The sequence below is a fragment of the Kitasatospora sp. NPDC048662 genome (genome assembly GCF_055587065.1).
The window spans coordinates 181828-197603 of the sequence record NZ_JBVJHA010000004.1; the positions used below are offsets into that span (position 1 = coordinate 181828).

General features: G+C 73.0%; 16 protein-coding genes. 4 read left to right on the forward strand and 12 right to left on the reverse strand.

The window, feature by feature from the left end; translation table 11 throughout:
- Positions 1-84 precede the first annotated feature (84 nt).
- Positions 85-576, forward strand: a complete 492-nt coding sequence (locus ACZ6R9_RS14220; RefSeq protein ID WP_380478156.1) for a flavodoxin family protein — start codon at positions 85-87, stop codon at positions 574-576.
- A gap of 9 nt (positions 577-585) precedes the next feature.
- Here the strand turns inward: ACZ6R9_RS14220 and ACZ6R9_RS14225 are convergent, their stop codons facing one another.
- From ACZ6R9_RS14225 to ACZ6R9_RS14250, 6 genes are all read right to left on the reverse strand, one after another.
- Entirely contained in the window at positions 586-1254 is a 669-nt protein-coding gene (locus ACZ6R9_RS14225) for a ribonuclease H family protein (RefSeq protein ID WP_465538368.1), read from the reverse strand.
- A gap of 79 nt (positions 1255-1333) precedes the next feature.
- Positions 1334-2518 (reverse strand): ferritin-like domain-containing protein, encoded by a 1185-nt coding sequence (locus ACZ6R9_RS14230; protein ID WP_380478154.1) that lies wholly within the window; start codon positions 2516-2518, stop codon positions 1334-1336.
- Complete coding sequence (locus tag ACZ6R9_RS14235) at positions 2515-4473, reverse strand: GMC oxidoreductase (RefSeq protein WP_380478153.1); 1959 nt, start codon at positions 4471-4473, stop codon at positions 2515-2517. The genes ACZ6R9_RS14230 and ACZ6R9_RS14235 overlap by 4 nt, the downstream gene beginning before the upstream one ends.
- Positions 4470-5111, reverse strand: a complete 642-nt coding sequence (locus ACZ6R9_RS14240) for a hypothetical protein (RefSeq protein ID WP_465538369.1) — start codon at positions 5109-5111, stop codon at positions 4470-4472. Before ACZ6R9_RS14240 ends, ACZ6R9_RS14235 begins: the two co-directional genes overlap by 4 nt.
- A 332-nt stretch (positions 5112-5443) precedes the next feature.
- Positions 5444-6004 carry an SUKH-4 family immunity protein gene (locus tag ACZ6R9_RS14245; protein ID WP_465538370.1) on the reverse strand — a complete coding sequence of 187 codons (561 nt, stop codon included), beginning with the start codon at positions 6002-6004 and terminating at the stop codon, positions 5444-5446.
- A gap of 44 nt (positions 6005-6048) precedes the next feature.
- On the reverse strand, positions 6049-6645 hold the full coding sequence (locus ACZ6R9_RS14250; protein ID WP_380478150.1) for a TetR/AcrR family transcriptional regulator: 597 nt from the start codon (positions 6643-6645) through the stop codon (positions 6049-6051).
- Positions 6646-6748: 103 nt separating this feature from the next.
- Between ACZ6R9_RS14250 and ACZ6R9_RS14255 the strand changes: the two genes are divergently transcribed.
- Positions 6749-7858: an ABC transporter permease gene (locus tag ACZ6R9_RS14255; RefSeq protein ID WP_465538371.1), complete on the forward strand. Its 1110-nt coding sequence runs from the start codon at positions 6749-6751 to the stop codon at positions 7856-7858.
- Positions 7855-8520, forward strand: a complete 666-nt coding sequence (locus ACZ6R9_RS14260) for an ABC transporter ATP-binding protein (protein WP_380478148.1) — start codon at positions 7855-7857, stop codon at positions 8518-8520. The genes ACZ6R9_RS14255 and ACZ6R9_RS14260 overlap by 4 nt, the downstream gene beginning before the upstream one ends.
- Positions 8521-8672: 152 nt before the next feature.
- On the opposite strand, the gene thpR is transcribed toward ACZ6R9_RS14260, so the two are convergent.
- Both thpR and ACZ6R9_RS14270 read right to left on the reverse strand, forming a co-directional pair.
- Positions 8673-9263, reverse strand: coding sequence for an RNA 2',3'-cyclic phosphodiesterase (gene thpR / locus ACZ6R9_RS14265; RefSeq protein WP_380478147.1), 591 nt, complete (start codon positions 9261-9263; stop codon positions 8673-8675).
- A gap of 188 nt (positions 9264-9451) precedes the next feature.
- Entirely contained in the window at positions 9452-9805 is a 354-nt protein-coding gene (locus ACZ6R9_RS14270) for an SAV_915 family protein (protein WP_465538372.1), read from the reverse strand.
- Positions 9806-10065: 260 nt separating this feature from the next.
- Here ACZ6R9_RS14270 and lysA point away from each other — a divergent pair, with 260 nt between their 5' ends.
- On the forward strand, positions 10066-11418 hold the full coding sequence (gene lysA / locus ACZ6R9_RS14275) for a diaminopimelate decarboxylase (RefSeq protein WP_465538373.1): 1353 nt from the start codon (positions 10066-10068) through the stop codon (positions 11416-11418).
- Positions 11419-11437: 19 nt separating this feature from the next.
- On the opposite strand, the gene ACZ6R9_RS14280 is transcribed toward lysA, so the two are convergent.
- The 4 genes from ACZ6R9_RS14280 to ACZ6R9_RS14295 are packed head-to-tail and all read right to left on the reverse strand — an operon-like array spanning position 11438 to position 15763.
- Positions 11438-11938, reverse strand: a complete 501-nt coding sequence (locus tag ACZ6R9_RS14280; protein ID WP_465538374.1) for a peroxiredoxin — start codon at positions 11936-11938, stop codon at positions 11438-11440.
- Positions 11901-13025: a Rieske 2Fe-2S domain-containing protein gene (locus ACZ6R9_RS14285; protein ID WP_465538375.1), complete on the reverse strand. Its 1125-nt coding sequence runs from the start codon at positions 13023-13025 to the stop codon at positions 11901-11903. The genes ACZ6R9_RS14280 and ACZ6R9_RS14285 overlap by 38 nt, the downstream gene beginning before the upstream one ends.
- Positions 13026-13052: 27 nt before the next feature.
- On the reverse strand, positions 13053-14108 hold the full coding sequence (locus ACZ6R9_RS14290; RefSeq protein ID WP_465538376.1) for an MDR family NADP-dependent oxidoreductase: 1056 nt from the start codon (positions 14106-14108) through the stop codon (positions 13053-13055).
- Between the two features lie 20 nt (positions 14109-14128).
- The gene (locus tag ACZ6R9_RS14295) at positions 14129-15763 is read right to left on the reverse strand and encodes a phytoene desaturase family protein (RefSeq protein WP_465538560.1); all 1635 of its coding nucleotides are present in this window, start codon (positions 15761-15763) and stop codon (positions 14129-14131) included.
- Positions 15764-15776: the final 13 nt, after the last annotated feature.

Below are 15776 nucleotides of genomic sequence, written 5' to 3' on the forward strand. Positions count from 1 at the left end.
GGCCACACCGGACCACGGCCGCCGCAACGGCGTGCGGCCGTCCGATCCGGTGGAGAGCCCGATCCGGAGAGAGGTGAACGAACGATGCGTGCCGTGATCGTCTACGAGAGCATGTACGGCAACACCAAGCAGGTCGCCACGGCGATCGCCCACGGCATCCGGACGACCAAGCCGGACGCCGACGTGCGGTGCCTACCGGTCGCCGAGGCCGAGACCGAGGCCCTCGGGGACGCCGACCTGCTGGTGGTCGGCGGCCCCACCCACATGCGGGGCATGTCCACCGGCCTCAGCCGCACCGTGGCCGCGAAGACGGGCGCACCGGAGGAAAGCCCCGGCCTGCGCTCCTGGTTCCGCTCCCTGCCGGCCGACGGCGCGGGCGTTCGCGCCGCCGCGTTCGACACCCGGGTCGAGGGGAAGCACTCCGGAGCGGCGGCCGAGGGCATCGCCGCGCGCCTCACCCGCCACCACTACGACCTCACGGCCGAGCCCGTCGGCTTCCTGGTGGAGGAGATCAACGGACCGCTGCGCGACGGCGAGCTGGACCGGGCCAAGGAATGGGGCGCGGCGCTGGCCTGACGACGCGGGTCAGTGGGCGGCGGCGCAGTCCGGGTGTCCCCAGCCGGCGCCGACCTTGGTGATGGTCGCGCCCTTGGGGTAGGCGCCGCCGCACGGGCAGGTGCCCGGGAAGCGGGCGGCGAGGGTGCGGCCCCCGCTCTTCGCGGCGGTGGAGCGGCGGGGCTTGCTCGCGGGCGCGGTGTTTCGCTGCGGGTCGGGATCGGGCAGGTCGGACGCGGTGCCGGCCGCGCCCTGCTGGGTCCGCGCGGCGTCGCTGGCGGCCTTGTCCGCGATGGCGTTCAGCGGATCGCCGTTCACCTGGTGGGCCGCGACATAGACGAAGGTGACGTCCCGCCCGGTCAGCAGCGCGTCGATGCGCTGGATCAGCTCCTGGTTGGCGACCGGCTTGCCCGCGGCCGTCTTCCACCCGTTGCGCTTCCACCCCGCCAGCCACTTGGTGACGGCGTCACGGGTGTAGGTGCTGTCCAGCCGCACCTCCAGCGGCACCCCGGGGTCGGTGGACGCCAGCAGCCGCTGGAGCGCGGTCAACTCCCCGACGTTGTTGGTGCTGTGCCCGAGGGCCCCGGACTCCCACCGCTGCGGCACGGCAGCACTGTCGGCGACCACGTACGCCCAGCCCGCCGGCCCCGGGTTGCCCTTGGCTGCTCCGTCACATGCGGCGATCACTCGTTCAAGCATGTGTCGATCATGCCAGCCGCGGCGCCGGGACGGTCGCGGGCGGGGTGGCGGGAGACCGTTGCGGCCGGGCGGCCGGCGGTCAGGTGAACGCCTCGGCGGAGGCGGAGGTGACGGCGGTCAGGTCGATCGGGGCGCCGGGGCGCAGGGAAGCGGTTCGGAGATTGCGGGCGACTTCCGCGTCGGCGGCGGCGAACTGGGGGGCGGTGATCTCGAAGGTGGCGCTGGCGTAGCGGCCCTGGGCGGCGAGGGCCGGGTCGGGGTGCGGGTTGTGGTACAACTGCGGCGCGCGGTCGCGCAGTTCGAGCATGGTGGGGATGGCCAGCGCCAGGTGGCGGGGGTGGCCGTTGAAGGCCGAGTCGAGGTAACGCAGCAGCACCGCGTAGCGGGAGTTGAAGGCGACGGCCTGCCGATGGACGTCGCTGGTCCGCTCGTACCGCTGGTAGTCGGCGACCTTGGAGTCGCCGTGGATCGGGTAGGCGTCGTCCCAGGTGACGTCGATCAGCGGGCCGCTGGGCGGATCCTTGGGGCGGTCGTGCGGGCCGTAACTGCGGCCGGTGAAGATCTCGTTGAAGCGGAACCAGTGGGCGAGTTCGCGTTCCTCGCCGAACACCTCGTTGCTGTTCCAGATGGTGTCGTGGACGCCCTCGCCCTGCTCGGTGATGGTCTCGATCGCCAGCAGGGCGGTTGCCCGGTCCCCGATCCGGAAGACCTCGCCGCCGGAGTTGTAGAAGTCCTCCGGGCCGACCTGGCGTTCGGGGCCCCCGGTGAAGACCTGAGCGGGGCCGAGGGTCCTGATGAGGTGTTCCAGCCCCTCCCGGACGGTGTCGTAGAACTGCCCGATGGAGGTCCAGCCGTCACCGGGGGCGGGCGCGGGCGTCATGCTCTTCGGCTGTTCGATCCGCAGGAAGGTCTTCAGCGCCTCGGGGGAGAAGTGCCGCAACCCGATCGACGGGACGCTCTCGCCGCTGAACGGCAGCCTCGCCGGGTACTCGGCGACGACGCGGGAGTCGACCACCGGGGCGCCGCCGACCGCGTTGAGCAGGTTGGCGGCCAGCGTCATGTGGAGCATCTCCTCCATCAGGACGGCGCGGATCGCGTAGAAGGCGGTGGCGTTGGTGCCGGGGCGGATGGTGTACAGGCCGGTCATGTACACCGGGATGGTGAGGTGCTCGACCTCCAGGGCCGCCTGGAGGTAGGTGCGCAGCTCGTCCAGGGTCTTCGGGACGGCGAAGCCCGCCTGCTCCACGGCAAGGGCGGTCCTCATGCGGGTACCTCCACGTCGTCGGCGCCACTGATGTCGGCCGGCCGGCGGTCGAGGACCAGGTCCGTGTGGATCTGCTCCGCGCTGCGCAGGGCGAGGGCCAGCATGGTGAGGGTGGGGTTGCTGGTGCCGATGGACGGCATGCTGCCGCAGCCGACGGCGTACAGGTTGGGGTGCTCCCAGGTGCGCTGGAATCCGTCGACCACGGAGTTGTTCGGGGAACTGCCCATGAGGTGGGTGCCGGCTCCGTGTCCGGCGCCGCTGTAGCCCAGGTCCAGCGTCGTTCCGTCGATGGTGTGGGTGAAGTGGCCGAGCGGTGGAACGCCGTCGCGGGGTGCGTGGTCGGTGTAGTCGGTGGCGTGGAGGTGGTGGAAGATCCGGCCGGCGACCAGGCGGGCCGCGTAGATGCCGTCCCGGGTGTGCCGGTCGAGGTCGTAGGTGAGGACCGGGCGCAGGTTGCCCATCGCGTCGCGGTGGCGGCGGTCGATGGTGACCCGGTTGCCCGGGTTCGCCGACTGCTCGACGGCGATCTGCAGTTGGAGTTGCCGGCCGATGGTGGAGCCGAGCAGCCGGCGCAGCTCGGGGCCGAAGACGCCGTCCGGGCGGATCTCGCCCTGCCGGTCGCCGCCGATGCCGAGGGCGGTGGCGACGTTGCTCATCGGCGCGCCGGTGGCCCAGCCCCAGCCCCAGTTGCCGATCTCGATCCGGAACGGGGCGCGCCGCCGGCGTCCGTCCCCGAAGCGGAAGACCTCCCAGCCGGAGGTGTGCCCGGGCCCGCGGAACGGGCCGACCGGCCCGCGCTTCTCGTCGGCGAGCGCCCAGTTGAGCAGGGTGGGGTGGTCCATCAGGTTGCGGCCCACCTGGTCGCTGCCGTTGGCGAGCCCGGAGAACAGCAGCAGGCGGGCGTTCTCGATGGCGTGCGCGGCGAGTACGACGACGTTCGCCTCGACCACGTACGACCGGCCGACCGGTGAGACCGGGTCGGTGTAGGTGCGGAACTCGACGCCGCTCACCCGGCCGCCCCTGGTCGGGCCCGCCAGGCGGACCCGGGTCGCCACGCAGCGGGTGGCGAGCGTGACCGACTCCGCGAACCGGGCCTGCTGGCGCAGCGGGTGGGACTTGGCCTGCACCGGGCAGATCGGCACACAGCTCGCGTTGCCCACGCAGCGCTCGCCGTAGTTGGGCAGGCCCACCGCGCTCGCCGGACGGTACGGCCCCGGCCGGTAGTCCGGGTTCGGCGTGGAGTTGCGGGCCTGCGGCAGGCTGTGCACCCGCAACGGGTAGGAGTCGTGGGCGACTTCGTCCGGGATCCGGGTGCCGTCGAGGCCGGTGCAGTACTGGTCGATGTAGCTGGCCGGGATCCGGTGCATCGGGTAGACGTAGTCGGGGTCCGTGACGACACCGATCTCGCGCTGGCCTGCGGCGTCCCCCGCGACACCGATCTCGTACTCGGCCCGGGCGTACCAGTACTGCAGATCCGCCGCACCGATCGGCCAGTCGCGGCCGTAGCCGAAGAGCTCCCTGGTGGCGAAGTCCTCGGGGTGCATGCGCGGCACCGCCCCCAGCCAGTGCATCGCGCTGCCGCCCAACTCCCGCAGGTAGTCGGTGCCGTAGGGCAGCCGGCCGTTCTGCACGAAGTAGCCGTTGGCGGTGTACTCCCGCTCGCCGGGCTTCGGATCGGTCACCGGCGCGAGGTCGAGTACGTCGGGGAAGGGCGCGGCGGTGCTGCGCCGGTAGCCGGAGTTGGGCACCTTGGCGACGGCGGAGTAGAAGGTGGACAGCGATCCCAGATAACCGGGCCAGGTCTCGGTACCGCCGTTCCCGGCCTCCAGGACCAGCACCTGCCAGCCCCGGTCGCCGAGGTCCTTGGCGAGCAGGCTGCCGGCCCAGCCGCCGCCGACAATGACGACGTCGTACCGGCGACGGGCCGCCTCGTCCGCGCCAACGGCCCCGGTCATGCGCGCTCCTTCGAACTGCCGGGCCGTTCGACGGCCGTCCCGGCGGCGGTTTCGGCGGTGGGGACGGCGGACGGCGGAATGCGGCGAGCAGCGCGGAACCCGGGCAGCAGGTGCACGGGTACGGCGTCCAGGGCGACTTCGGCGGTCAGCCCGGTGCGGAACGGGCGCTCGCCGAGACCGAGGTCCCGGCGCAGCGCCGAAGTGTCGGGCTGGTCGGGCGGCTTGACCGCCCAGGTGCCGAAACCCGGCGGCTTGGCACCGGACGGGTGCCCGTGAAAGGTGCGCCAGACCAGCCCCTCGACGTAGGACTCCGGGGCGACCACGAACTCCTCGTTGCCCACCTGCCGCCGCAGCGCCGCATGGGCGGCCGGTGCGAGGCGCGGCCAGGCCCCGGTGAGCCACAGATAGGCGAGCGCCCGGGCCACCTCCAGGTGCACGGGCGAGAGGCCCTGCGGGCCGCCACCCTCCGAGACGGCGACCGTCCAGGCAGCCCAGAACTCGGCGAACCGCCCTGCCCCGACCTGCTGTTGGGCAGTCTCCAAATAGCGCTCGGCCATACCGGTGGCATACAGGTCGAACGCGGAGAACCCGGTCAGCGGCACGCACAGACCGACGAACTCCTCAACCTCTGCCGTCACAGCGGGAACTGTCATCGCACTCCTCTCACGGGGAGGTCGCCCGGCCCGGGGCGGGATGCCGTGAACTCGGACAGTCCTCAGGCGAACCGCCCTGATTCTTCGCCCACATCGGCCCCCCGTCACTGTCCCCGCCAGCAGGAGCCCCCGTATTCACCCGTGCGGCAGCGGAGCGCACGCCCCGAACGGGGCTCGGGGCACGACGCCCGCGCCGTGAGCCGCGAACTTCCGGCCGGGCGGCGCTTCGTCAGGAGAGTGGGGCGAGGATCCGGCCGGCAGGTCATCCAGCACCGGCCCGCGGCGTGTCGGTCGGCTGTGCTGCACTCGTCGCTGGTTCACAGCATCGGGTAGGACTCCAGGTACGCCTCCCAGAAGCGCGCGCCGCTTTCGAACGGGAGGTGGTCCCAGGCGGTCATGTCCTCGCGGATGATCTCTTCGACGTCGGCCCAGTCGTGGGGCGTGGGGCGTTCCTCGGGGAGTGGCTTCTCCGCGGCGAACTTGTACACCAGGTAGCTCAGCGAGGAGAGGTCCTGGTGGACCAGCTCGAACTCGGCCTCCGCGTCCGGGTCCGAGACCCAGATCGTGCCGTCGGCGAGCCTGACGAAGACGTCTGCCTGGTAGGCCATTCCCAGGGGCTGGAGCTGTCCGTGCGGGGTGTCGATCGGCGCCGGACCGTCAGCGTGGACGAAGGCCGTCCCGGGGCTCGCCGGGTCCCGTTCCGCCAGGTCGGCCAGGAGCCGGAACAGCCCGTCGGAGTACGGGATTCCGAACTCCGCGGCGAACCGGGCGTCGGCCTCGTCCGGCCAGATCCGGGCGGCGGCATCCGGCCGCAGCCGGAGCAGGCCGCCCGCCGGTGTCTGCGCTGCGACGGCCTGCCAGTCGACCGACACCAGCATCTGTCACTCCTTGTTTGATGTACCCACCGATCTGGGCGGGGGCGTCAGGTCGCGGGAGGCCGCAGGGCGGTGAGGGCCGCGACGGCGAGGGTGGTGGTGCGGTCGGTGGTGGGTTGGTAGGGGGCGCCGGCTTCGAGGGCGGTGACGGCGGCGTTCACCAGGCCCTGGAGCAGGCGGGCGGTGAACTCCGGTGAGGTGTCGCCGAGTTCGGTGAGGGCTGCGACCAGGGGGGCGAGCAACTGGTGGTGGGCGTGGCCGGCGGCCTCGCGGAGGGTGGCGGCGTCGCGGTCGCCGGCCAGGGCGCGGGCGATCCGGTGTTCGCCGTCGCGGACCAGTTCGCACTGGGCCCGGACGTAGGCGGCGACCCGCTGTTCGGGGGTGTCGGCGGCGGCCATCGCGGCGGTGATCCGCTCGGTCCAGCGCGGGGTGGACTCCCGCACCACGGCGGCGAGCAGTTCGGTGCGGTCCGCGAAGTACTTGTAGACGCTGTTGCGGGCCAGGCCGGTGCGGCGGGCGACGGCGGTGAAGGTGACGGCGGCGGCGTCGCCCTCGGATTCCAGCAGGTCGCGGGCAGCCGCGACCAGCGCCCGGCGTTGCTGGGCGCGATGGTCGGCGACCGTGGCGGCACTGATCTTCGGCACCCCGACAGTGTAGGAGCCCGGGCGACCCGCACCCCGGTTTGGGGACGCGGCGTCGCCATGACCTATCTTGGGGACACCCTGTCCCCATCTTGGAAGGAGCACGGTGTACCTCGCCCTGCTCGAACTCAAAGCCGCCCGCGGCCGCTTCCTGCTCATGGGCTGCGTCGTCCTGCTGGTCGCCGCCCTGGTCGGAATCGTCTCCGGGTTCACCACCGGACTCGGCGACGACACCGTCTCCGCGCTGCGCCGCCTGCCCGCCACCCACCTGGCGTTCTCCCCGGACGCCAAGTCCGACCAGTTCGCCCGCAGCCTCGTCCCCGCCGAGACCCTGACCGGCTGGCAGCAGCGCCCCGGCGTCCAGGCCACCCCGCTCGGCGTCGGCATCACCCGCGGCACCACCGACCGGCACACCGAGGTCGATCTCGCCGCGTTCGGCGTCGAACCCGGATCGTTCCTCGACCCTGGTGCCGAGGACGGTCAACGCCTCGGCGGCGACGACCAGTTGGTGATCTCCCGGAAGCTCGCCGAGGAAGGCGTCGCGATCGGCGACACCCTCACCATCGACCGGCTCGGCATCGTCCTCAAGGTCACCGGCATCACCGGCCGCGCCTCCTACGGCCACGTCCCGGCCGGCTACGTCACCACCGCCACCTGGCAGCGGATCCGCTTCACCACGCCCGGCGCGAAGACCCCCGCCGCCGAACTCCCGCACCAGTACAGCGCGATCGCCCTGCGGGCCGGCACCTCGGACCTCACCGGAGCCGACCGCGAGCTCGGGACCCGTACCGTCCCGCTGGCCGACGCCTTCGCCGCCGCGCCCGGCTACACCGGCGAACGGGTCACCATGACGTCCATCCAGTTCTTCCTGTACCTGATCGCCCCCCTGGTGGTCGGCGCGTTCTTCGGCGTCTGGACCGTCCAACGCCGGCCCGAACTCGCCCTGCTGCGCGCGATGGGAGCCTCCCGGCGCCGGCTCCTCGGCCACACCCTGGTCCAGGCCGCGGCCGTCGTCCTCGGCGGAACCGTCGCCGGCGCCGCACTCGCCTCGGCCGTCGGGCTGCTGGTCGGCGCCGAAGTCCCGTTCAGCCTCCCCGGGTTGGCGCTCGCCGTCACCATGGGCACCGTCGCCCTGGCCGCCCTCGCCGGCGCCGCCCTCACCCTCCGCCGGGTCGCCACCGCCGACCCGATGACCATGCTGGGAGCCGGACGATGACCTCACTGACCCTGCGCGGCATCACCGTCTCGCTCGGACACGGCGACGCACGCACACCCGTACTGCGCGGCATCGACGCCACCTGCCGCCCGGGCATCCTCACCGCACTCGTCGGACCCTCCGGCTCCGGGAAGTCCACGCTGCTCGCCGTGGCCGGCGCGATGCTCCGCCCCGACGAGGGCCACGTACTGCTCGGCGACACCGACCTGGCGGCGCTGGGGGACGCGGAGCGGGCGAAGGTCCGCCGCGAACGGATCGGCTACATGTTCCAGAGCGGCAACCTGCTCGGCGGACTCACCACGGTCGAACAACTCCTCGCCGCCGCCTCGATCGCCGGCCGCCCCGCGCGGCGGCTGCGCGCCGCAGCGGAATCGGCCCTCGACGAGGTCGGACTCGGCCACCGGCTGCGCCACCGCGCCGACCAGCTCTCCGGCGGCGAACGCCAACGCGTAGCCCTCGCCCGGGCGTTGTTCCTGGAACCCCGGCTCCTGCTGATCGACGAGCCCACCGCCGCCGTGGACCGCGAGCAGGCCGGCACCCTCACCGACCTGATCGCCCGCACCGCGAAAGCCCGCGGCTGCGTGGCGCTGGTCGCCACCCACGACCCGGTGGTGACCGACGCGGCGGGGGACACGATCGACATGGCGGCCGGACGGAACTGAGACGGCGTCAGCCACCCAACGCCGTCCCGAGCAGCCCCGGCGAAAGGCCGTCGCGCAGCGCCCCGAGCGCCTGCTCCGGGTTCTCGTCGAGCTCGGCGGCGCTGGGCGGTCGGGGGCCCCGGCCCCGGCCCCCGCCGGTCGAGGCGATCCGACTACGGGCGGGTGGTGGCGGTGGCGAACGGCCAGGCCGTGATGTCCCGGTAGTGGATCGGGCCGGGGCCGCGGCCGATGTTGCTGCCGACCAGGTGGAGGTGCTCGGTGTGCCAGGTGCGGCCGGTGAAGCCGGCCAGGGCGGCGGCGACGGCCGGGACACCGAGGGGGTCGTCGCGGCGGGCGCGGGCCAGGGTGAGGTGGGGGCGCAGCGGGCGTTCCAGGAAGTCGATGCCGCAGGACCGGACGAGGCGGCGGATCTCGGCGGCGAGGCGATGCAGGCCCTCCAGGTCGCCGTCGATGCCGCTCCACAGCAGCCGGTCGTCGAAGTGGCCGCCGCCGCGCAGGCGCAGCGCGAGGGCGGGCTGCGAGGCGGCGGTGCCGGACAGCGCGGAGAGCAGCAACGGCACGGCGGTGGTGGGGAGTTCGCCGAGGAAGGCGAGGGTGATGTGCCAGTCCTCGATCCGGTTCCAGCGCAGTTGCGGGTGGGCGGCGTAGGCCGGCGCAAGGGCGCGGGCCAGTTCGTTCTTGGCCTCGTCGGGCGGGGCCAGCGCCACGAAGATGCGCCGGGTCGGGGACTCCGGGAGGCTCACCGCCCAGCACCGCCTTCAGTTCCCGAGCGGCCTCCGTACGGCCACCACCCCCACCCACCGTACACATCGCGCGCCCCGCTGCTCCCCGGCGGGAGCGGTGGCCGGATCCGAACGAATGGGCGTCTCCCGAACGGGTGGTTCAACTGGGACAGCGGGCCGTCCGGAACCGGGGCCGACGCGGTGGCGGTTCAGGCCGCGACTTCCCCGAGCTCCCGGGGAAGCACCACAGCCGGGCCGCCGGCCGGCAGCGGGGCCGGTGCGGGCGCGGCGAGCTGCGGGTCGATGGTGAGCACGGTGACACCCAGCGGCTCGAACAGCGCCCGCACGGCGGGCTCGGCGAGGACGATCCAGGGCTGCTCGGGGCCGAGCACGGCGATCAGGCGCCGCTCGCCGGAGAAGGCGACCGCGGTCCGGTCACCGAGGGCGGTACGGAAGACGCGGACCGCGTGGCCCAGCGGGCCCGGCCGGACGGGTACCACCAGCCGTCCGGCCGGGGTGCGTTCCGAGGGCTTCGAACGGTCGGGGCACAGCTGCCGCTTCACGGCATACCTCCAGGCAACGGTTGGGGGCACCAGGCGCCGCTCGCGGGCGCAGCAGTGACGCTATCCCCGCTCACCACCGGGGCCGTCACCTCCCGGGGCGATCCGTACGGCCTGTTGACGCGTGCCTCGCCAGGCCGTCAACGTCCCGTCAGGGCAGGCCCGATCCGTGTAGCCGCTGCGTCAAGGACGGGCACGGGCGAGCAGCGGCGGGCGTGCACTGGAGGCACCGCCCGAACCCTCCCGACCAGGAGAACCCCGCGATGACCACCCGGTCCGACCGCCCGCACGACCTCTCGGAGCCGCGCGCACCCCGGCCGCTCGGCAGCCCCTGGCCCGCGTCCGCCGCGCCCGGGCCCGGCGGCGATCTGACGGTCGGCGGTGTCGGTCTGCGGGAGGCCGCCGAGCGTTTCGGGACCCCGCTGTACGTGCTCGACGAGGCCGAGGTCCGGGCCCGCGCCCGGGCCTACCGCCGCGCCCTGCCGCACGCCGAGGTGCTGTACGCGGCGAAGGCGTTCCTGTGCACGGCGATGGCCGACTGGATCGCCGACGAGGGGCTGGGCCTCGACGTCTGCTCGGCCGGCGAACTGCGGCTGGCCGCCGCCGCGGGCTTCCCGCCCGAGCGGATCCTGCTGCACGGCAACGCCAAGACGCCGGAGGAACTGCGTCTGGCCCGCCGCCTGCGGGTGGGCCGGATCGTCGTCGACAACCTCGCCGAGATCCCGCGCCTGGCCGCCCTCACCGCCGCCGACACCTCGCAGCGCGTCCTGGTGCGGGTGCTGCCGGGGGTCGCGGCCGGACACCACCGTGCCGTCCGGACGGGCATCGGCGGACAGAAGTTCGGCTTCTCGATCGCCGGCGGCGAGGCCGCCGAGGCGGTCCGCCGCATCCTCGGCCAACCCGGCCTCCGGCTGGCCGGCCTGCACTGCCACCTCGGCTCCCAGATCACCGGCACCCGGCCGTATCTCGCCGCCCTCGACCGCCTGGTCGGCCTGCTCGCCGGGATCCGCGACCGGCACGGTGTCGAACTGCCCGAACTCGACCTCGGCGGCGGCCACGGCGTGCGCTACCTCCCCGACGACCCGGAACTCACCCCCGACCGCTTCGCCGCCGACACCACCGCCCACCTGGCCGCCCGCTGCACCGAACACGGCCTGGCCGTACCGAGGTTGACGGTGGAGCCGGGGCGGGCGATCGCCGCCCCGGCGGCGGTCGCCGTCTACCGGGTCCTGTCCGTGAAACACACCGCCGACGGGCGGGCCTTCGCCGCCGTGGACGGCGGCATGAGCGACAACCCGCGGCCCGCGCTCTACGGCTGCGCCTACACGGTCCGGGCGTTCGGCCGGTGCGGCACCGCCCCGAGCAGGCCGTTCGACGTGGTGGGCTGCCACTGTGAGGCCGGTGACGTGCTGGCCCGGGACGCGCCGCTCCCCGCCGACCTGCGGCCGGGCGACCTGCTGGCCGTCCCCGCCGCCGGCGCCTACCACCTGTCGATGGCCTCCAGCTACAACCTGGTGGGCCGCCCGGCCGTCGCCGCGGTCCGCGACGGCCGGGCCCGGTTGCTGATCCGCCGCGAGAGCGTCGAGGACTTCCGCGCCCGCGAGGTCGGCCGCTGACCGGTGCACGGCCCGGGACTCACCCCCGGGTGGCCGGTGAGGAGCCCAGTGCGGCGAGCTGCCTGAGCAGCGTGTCCGGCCGCTGGAAGGTCAGCCCGGCCAGTGCGACGTGCCGCCAGCGGACGGTCCCGGCGCCGTCCAGGACGAACACCGAGCGGCGCAGCCCGATGCCCGGTGCGGTGATGCCGTAGGCCCTGGCCACGGCCTCCCCGGTGTCGGACAGCAGGGGCAGGTGCAGGCCGCGTTTGCGGGCGAAGCGTTCGTGGCTGTCGAGGTCCTGGCCGCTGATGCACCAGACGGTGGCGCCGAGCTCGGTGAACTGGTGGAGCTCGGAGTTGTAGGAGCAGAGCTGCCTGGTGCAGACGAGGGTGTCGTCGCCGGGGTAGAAGACCAGCACCAGCGGGCTTCCCGCGGCGTCGGCGAGCCGGAACTCGCGGCGGTGGGCGGTGTCCTGGTCGAGCTGGACGCCGGGCAGGGTGAAGTCAGGGGCGGGCGTGCCCGGTTCGGGCGCTCTGGCCATCGTGGTGTCCTTCCTCGGAGGTGGCGAGGGTGGTGGGCAGCGGAAGCCGGCCGTTGGCGGCCGGCGGGTAGAACTGCCGGGACCAGCGCCGGAACGGACCGATCGGCCCGTCACCGGCGGCGAGCCGGGGCCTGGCAAGGTACTGCTTGGTGGACCAGATCGGGAAGTCGGCGGCGGTGAACTCGCAGCTGAAGCGGAACATCGGGCCGGCCAGCAGCCGGGACAGCGACCGGCTGACCGTCCGGGCCAGCGCGGGCGACAGCCGGGACGGTTCGGTCACCAGGAACCGGCTGGCCTGCCGGAACTGCATCCGGCCCGGTGCGGTCGTGGTGGCCATCACCAGCGAACACATCTTCAGCCCGAGGGCCGGCGTGTGGATGTCGGTGTGCAGGCAGCTGAGGCCGTAGCCGTCGACCTCGACGTCCACCTGGCGCCGGCCGAGCAGCGGGAACTGCTCCTGCACCCGCATCGAGACGTGGAAGGTCTTGTCGTCGAAGCGGACGGGGGCGGCGAGTTCGCCGCGCGACCAGCCGTGCAGGGTGCGGAAGTGCCCGACGTCCACGGAGTTCTCCATGACGTCCTGCGCGTAGCCGGCCATCTCCCAGGTGGCGTGCCGGGCCGGCAGGTGGCCGAGGACGTGCCAGGCCGGGATCTCCCAGTCGGGCTCCCGGCCGTCGTGGTGCCGCCAGACGAAGACGGCGTCGTTCACCTCGCGCACCGGAAGGTGGGTCAGCGCGGCCTTGGGCGGCGGGGTGCCGTAGCCGGTGCGCACGCAGCGTCCGTCGGGGCCGAAGGCGAAGCGGTGGAACGGGCAGACCAGGTTGTTGCCGGTGACTTTCGCCAGGCCGAGGTGGGCGCCCAGGTGCGGGCAGTAGGGGCGGGTGGCGCGGACGCGGCCGTCGCGTTGCCGGTACAGCACGACGTCCTCGCCCGCGAGTTGACGGGTCAGCACGGTGCCGGGCCGCAGCTCGGCGCCGAACGCGAGCGCGGACCAGCCGTCGGGGCAGGGCAGGGCCGGCGGCAGTGCGGCGTCGCCCGGCGTCGGGCCCTGCTGGGTGACCTGCCCGAAGGTCCGGGACGGTCGCATGAGTCCTCCTGATTCTGGTCGCCCGGTTCAGAGTCCGACGACGACCTTGCCCCGGTTCGCGGAGCGGGCGTCGCCGTACAGGCTCTGGTAGGCGGTGGGGATGGCGTCGAAGCCGTGGTGGACGGTCTGTCGGTGGACGATCTCGCCGCTGCGGACCAGCCCGCCGACCTCGGTGCGGAGCGCGGTCCAGTTGGGTTCGGTGAACCACTCGGGCGCGAAGATGCCGCGGATGGTGGTGCGCGGGAAGAGGATGTACGGCAGCAGGCGGGGCCCGGTGTGGTCGTTGCCGACCTGGGTGGCCCACTGCCAGCACACCGCGACCTGGCTGTCGACGTTCAGCATGGTGAACGCCGCGTCGGTGATCGCACCGCCCAGGTTGTCGAGGTAGCGGTCGATCCCGTCGGGGGCGGCCTTCCGGAGCAGGCCGTCGATCCGCTCGGGGTGGTCGCCGTGCCGGTAGACCAGCGGTTCGATGCCCAGGCCGGCCAGGTGCTCGGCCTTCTGTTCGGAGCTGGTGGTGCCGATGACGCGGCCGCCCGCCCGGGCGGCGAGCTGCCCGAACAGCGAGCCGACGGCGCCGCTCGCGCCGCTGACCAGCACGGTGTGGCCGGGGCGGACGGTCATGAACTTGGTCAGCGTGCCCCAGGCGGTCATACCGGGGCCGCCGAGGACGCCCAGCGCGGTGCTGATCGGCAGGGTGTCGTCGTAGTGCGCGGGGTCGAGGCGGCGGTAGGCCGGGAAAACCATCGGGAAGGTCCCGGTCTGCCACAGCCGGGCCTCCCCGGTGCCCACCAGGTGGGTGCACCAGCCGCCGTAGCCCTGGACCAGGTCGCCGACCGCGAACCGGGCGCGCGGCCCGGCCGCCAGCACCTCCATGACGGCGTCGCCGCCCATCAGGTCGCCGAGCGGGGTGTCCAGGGTGATGCCGTGCAGGTAGGGGTCGAGCGAGAGGTAGCGGGTGCGGAACAGCATCTCGTCGTCCCGGAGGCTGACGTCGATGTCCTCCACCACCTTCCGGTACATCCGACGGGCGTCGGGCACTCCGTCGAGGTGTTCCTGGACGACCCACTTGGCGATCTGCACGGTGCGCTCTCCTCAACGGCTCAACGGCCTACGGGGACGACGAGATGGGTGGGCGGCGGCGCGCTGCGGTCGATCTCGGCGCGGAACGGCACGCCGTCGTCACGGCAGACGAACTGCATGACGTGGCGTCCGGCGGCAGCGGCGCGGATCAGGCCGCCGGTGGTCGCCCAGACGCCGGAGAGGTAGAAGTTCCGCAGCCCGGGCAGCACGGGGCCGTTGCGCTTCATCTCCTGCTCCAGCGTCTCGCCGCTGGTCACGAACGGCTGCCAGCCGAGCACCGTGCCGTCGTAGTTGCCGGTGTAGCGGACCTGGGTGAGCGGGGTGGACACGTCCTTGACCGCGACGGCGGCCTTCAGACCCGGGTAGCGCAGGTCGAGGAAGTCCACGACGGTGTCCCGGACTTGGCGCTTGGCGGTCTGGTAGGCGCGGCCGCGCCCGGTCGGCAGGGTGTGCAGTTCCTCGCCCCTGCGCATCCGGCTCTGCTGCTCCGGGCCGGTGCTGAGGGCCCGCCAGGGGGCGATGTCGCAGAAGTAGCTGGCGTAGACGACGGTGGTGTCCGCCGGTGACAGCTCGGGGTAGTGCCGGCTGCGGAACTGGACGTTGATGCTGGGGTGGCGGATGCCGGTCAGGGTGGCGGCCCGGTCCTGGTCCAGCAGGTAGGTGGTGCACGGCTCGCCCTCGGGGAAGGGGCGGCGCAGGCCGAGGAACACGGTGACGTAGCCGGGGAAGACCATGCCCGGCTGTTTGATGGTGCTGGTGTACAACTCCCGGTAGGTGTCGCCGAGATAGCGCCCCTTGAGGAGGTCCATCAGGGTGGTGCGGCCGTCGGCGGCGGAGACCACGATGTCCGCGAACAGCTCGCGCCCGTCGCTGAGCCGCACGCCGATGGCACGGTCGTCCTCGACCAGTACCTCCGTCACCTTGGCGTTGTACTGGATCTCGCCGCCGAGCCGCAGGTAGCGCTGCTCGATCGAGCGGGCCAGCCCGAGCGAGCCGCCCTCGGGCACGCCGGCGGAGAGGTCGGCGTGGCAGGCGAGCTGGAAGTAGAACGGCAGCACCGGGAAGGCCGGGTGGCGTTCGTACAGGATGTAGTTGAACGCCTCGCGCAGCAGCGGGTGCCGGAACCGCGCCGAGTAGTCCGTCATCAGGGTGCCGATGGAGCGCCGGACGACGTTGAAGTAGGGCAGGAAGCCGGCCAGCATCCGCCAGCGTTCCATCGTGCCCATCAGCCCGACCGGCTTGAGGAAGGGGTAACTCGCCAGGCAGGCCCGGAACTTGCGCAGGCCCGCGCAGAACTCCCGGATCGGGCGGGCGTCCTGGGGAGAGATGCCCAGCAGGTGGGCCTCCAGCCGGTCCGGGTCGGAGTAGAAGTACACCTCGCCGTGCTCGGTGCGGACGATGTTGAAGACGTCGAAGTGCCGCATCTGCTTGCCCTGCAGCGCGCCGAGTTCGAGCCAGATCTGGTGCATCTCGTTGCCCGGTCCGCAGCCGAGCAGCCAGCTGATGCAGCAGTCGAAGGTGAAGTTGCCGCGGTCCCAGGCGGTGCAGCAGCCGCCGGGCAGTTCGTGCATCTCCAGGACGGTGCTGCGGTAGCCGTTCATCTGCGCGTAGCAGGCGGTGGACAGTCCGCCCAGGCCACCGCCGATGACGATCATGGTCTGTCTGCGT

What these genes read in the sequence shown, in the direction of transcription:
- ACZ6R9_RS14220 (WP_380478156.1), top strand. Translation starts at nt 85, where the DNA reads ATGCGTGCCGTGATCGTCTACGAGAGCATGTACGGCAACACCAAGCAG.
- ACZ6R9_RS14225 (WP_465538368.1), bottom strand. Translation starts at nt 1,254, where the DNA reads ATGCTTGAACGAGTGATCGCCGCATGTGACGGAGCAGCCAAGGGCAAC.
- ACZ6R9_RS14230 (WP_380478154.1), bottom strand. Translation starts at nt 2,518, where the DNA reads ATGAGGACCGCCCTTGCCGTGGAGCAGGCGGGCTTCGCCGTCCCGAAG.
- ACZ6R9_RS14235 (WP_380478153.1), bottom strand. Translation starts at nt 4,473, where the DNA reads ATGACCGGGGCCGTTGGCGCGGACGAGGCGGCCCGTCGCCGGTACGAC.
- ACZ6R9_RS14245 (WP_465538370.1), bottom strand. Translation starts at nt 6,004, where the DNA reads ATGCTGGTGTCGGTCGACTGGCAGGCCGTCGCAGCGCAGACACCGGCG.
- ACZ6R9_RS14260 (WP_380478148.1), top strand. Translation starts at nt 7,855, where the DNA reads ATGACCTCACTGACCCTGCGCGGCATCACCGTCTCGCTCGGACACGGC.
- lysA (WP_465538373.1), top strand. Translation starts at nt 10,066, where the DNA reads ATGACCACCCGGTCCGACCGCCCGCACGACCTCTCGGAGCCGCGCGCA.
- ACZ6R9_RS14280 (WP_465538374.1), bottom strand. Translation starts at nt 11,938, where the DNA reads ATGGCCAGAGCGCCCGAACCGGGCACGCCCGCCCCTGACTTCACCCTG.
- ACZ6R9_RS14285 (WP_465538375.1), bottom strand. Translation starts at nt 13,025, where the DNA reads ATGCGACCGTCCCGGACCTTCGGGCAGGTCACCCAGCAGGGCCCGACG.
- ACZ6R9_RS14295 (WP_465538560.1), bottom strand. Translation starts at nt 15,763, where the DNA reads ATGATCGTCATCGGCGGTGGCCTGGGCGGACTGTCCACCGCCTGCTAC.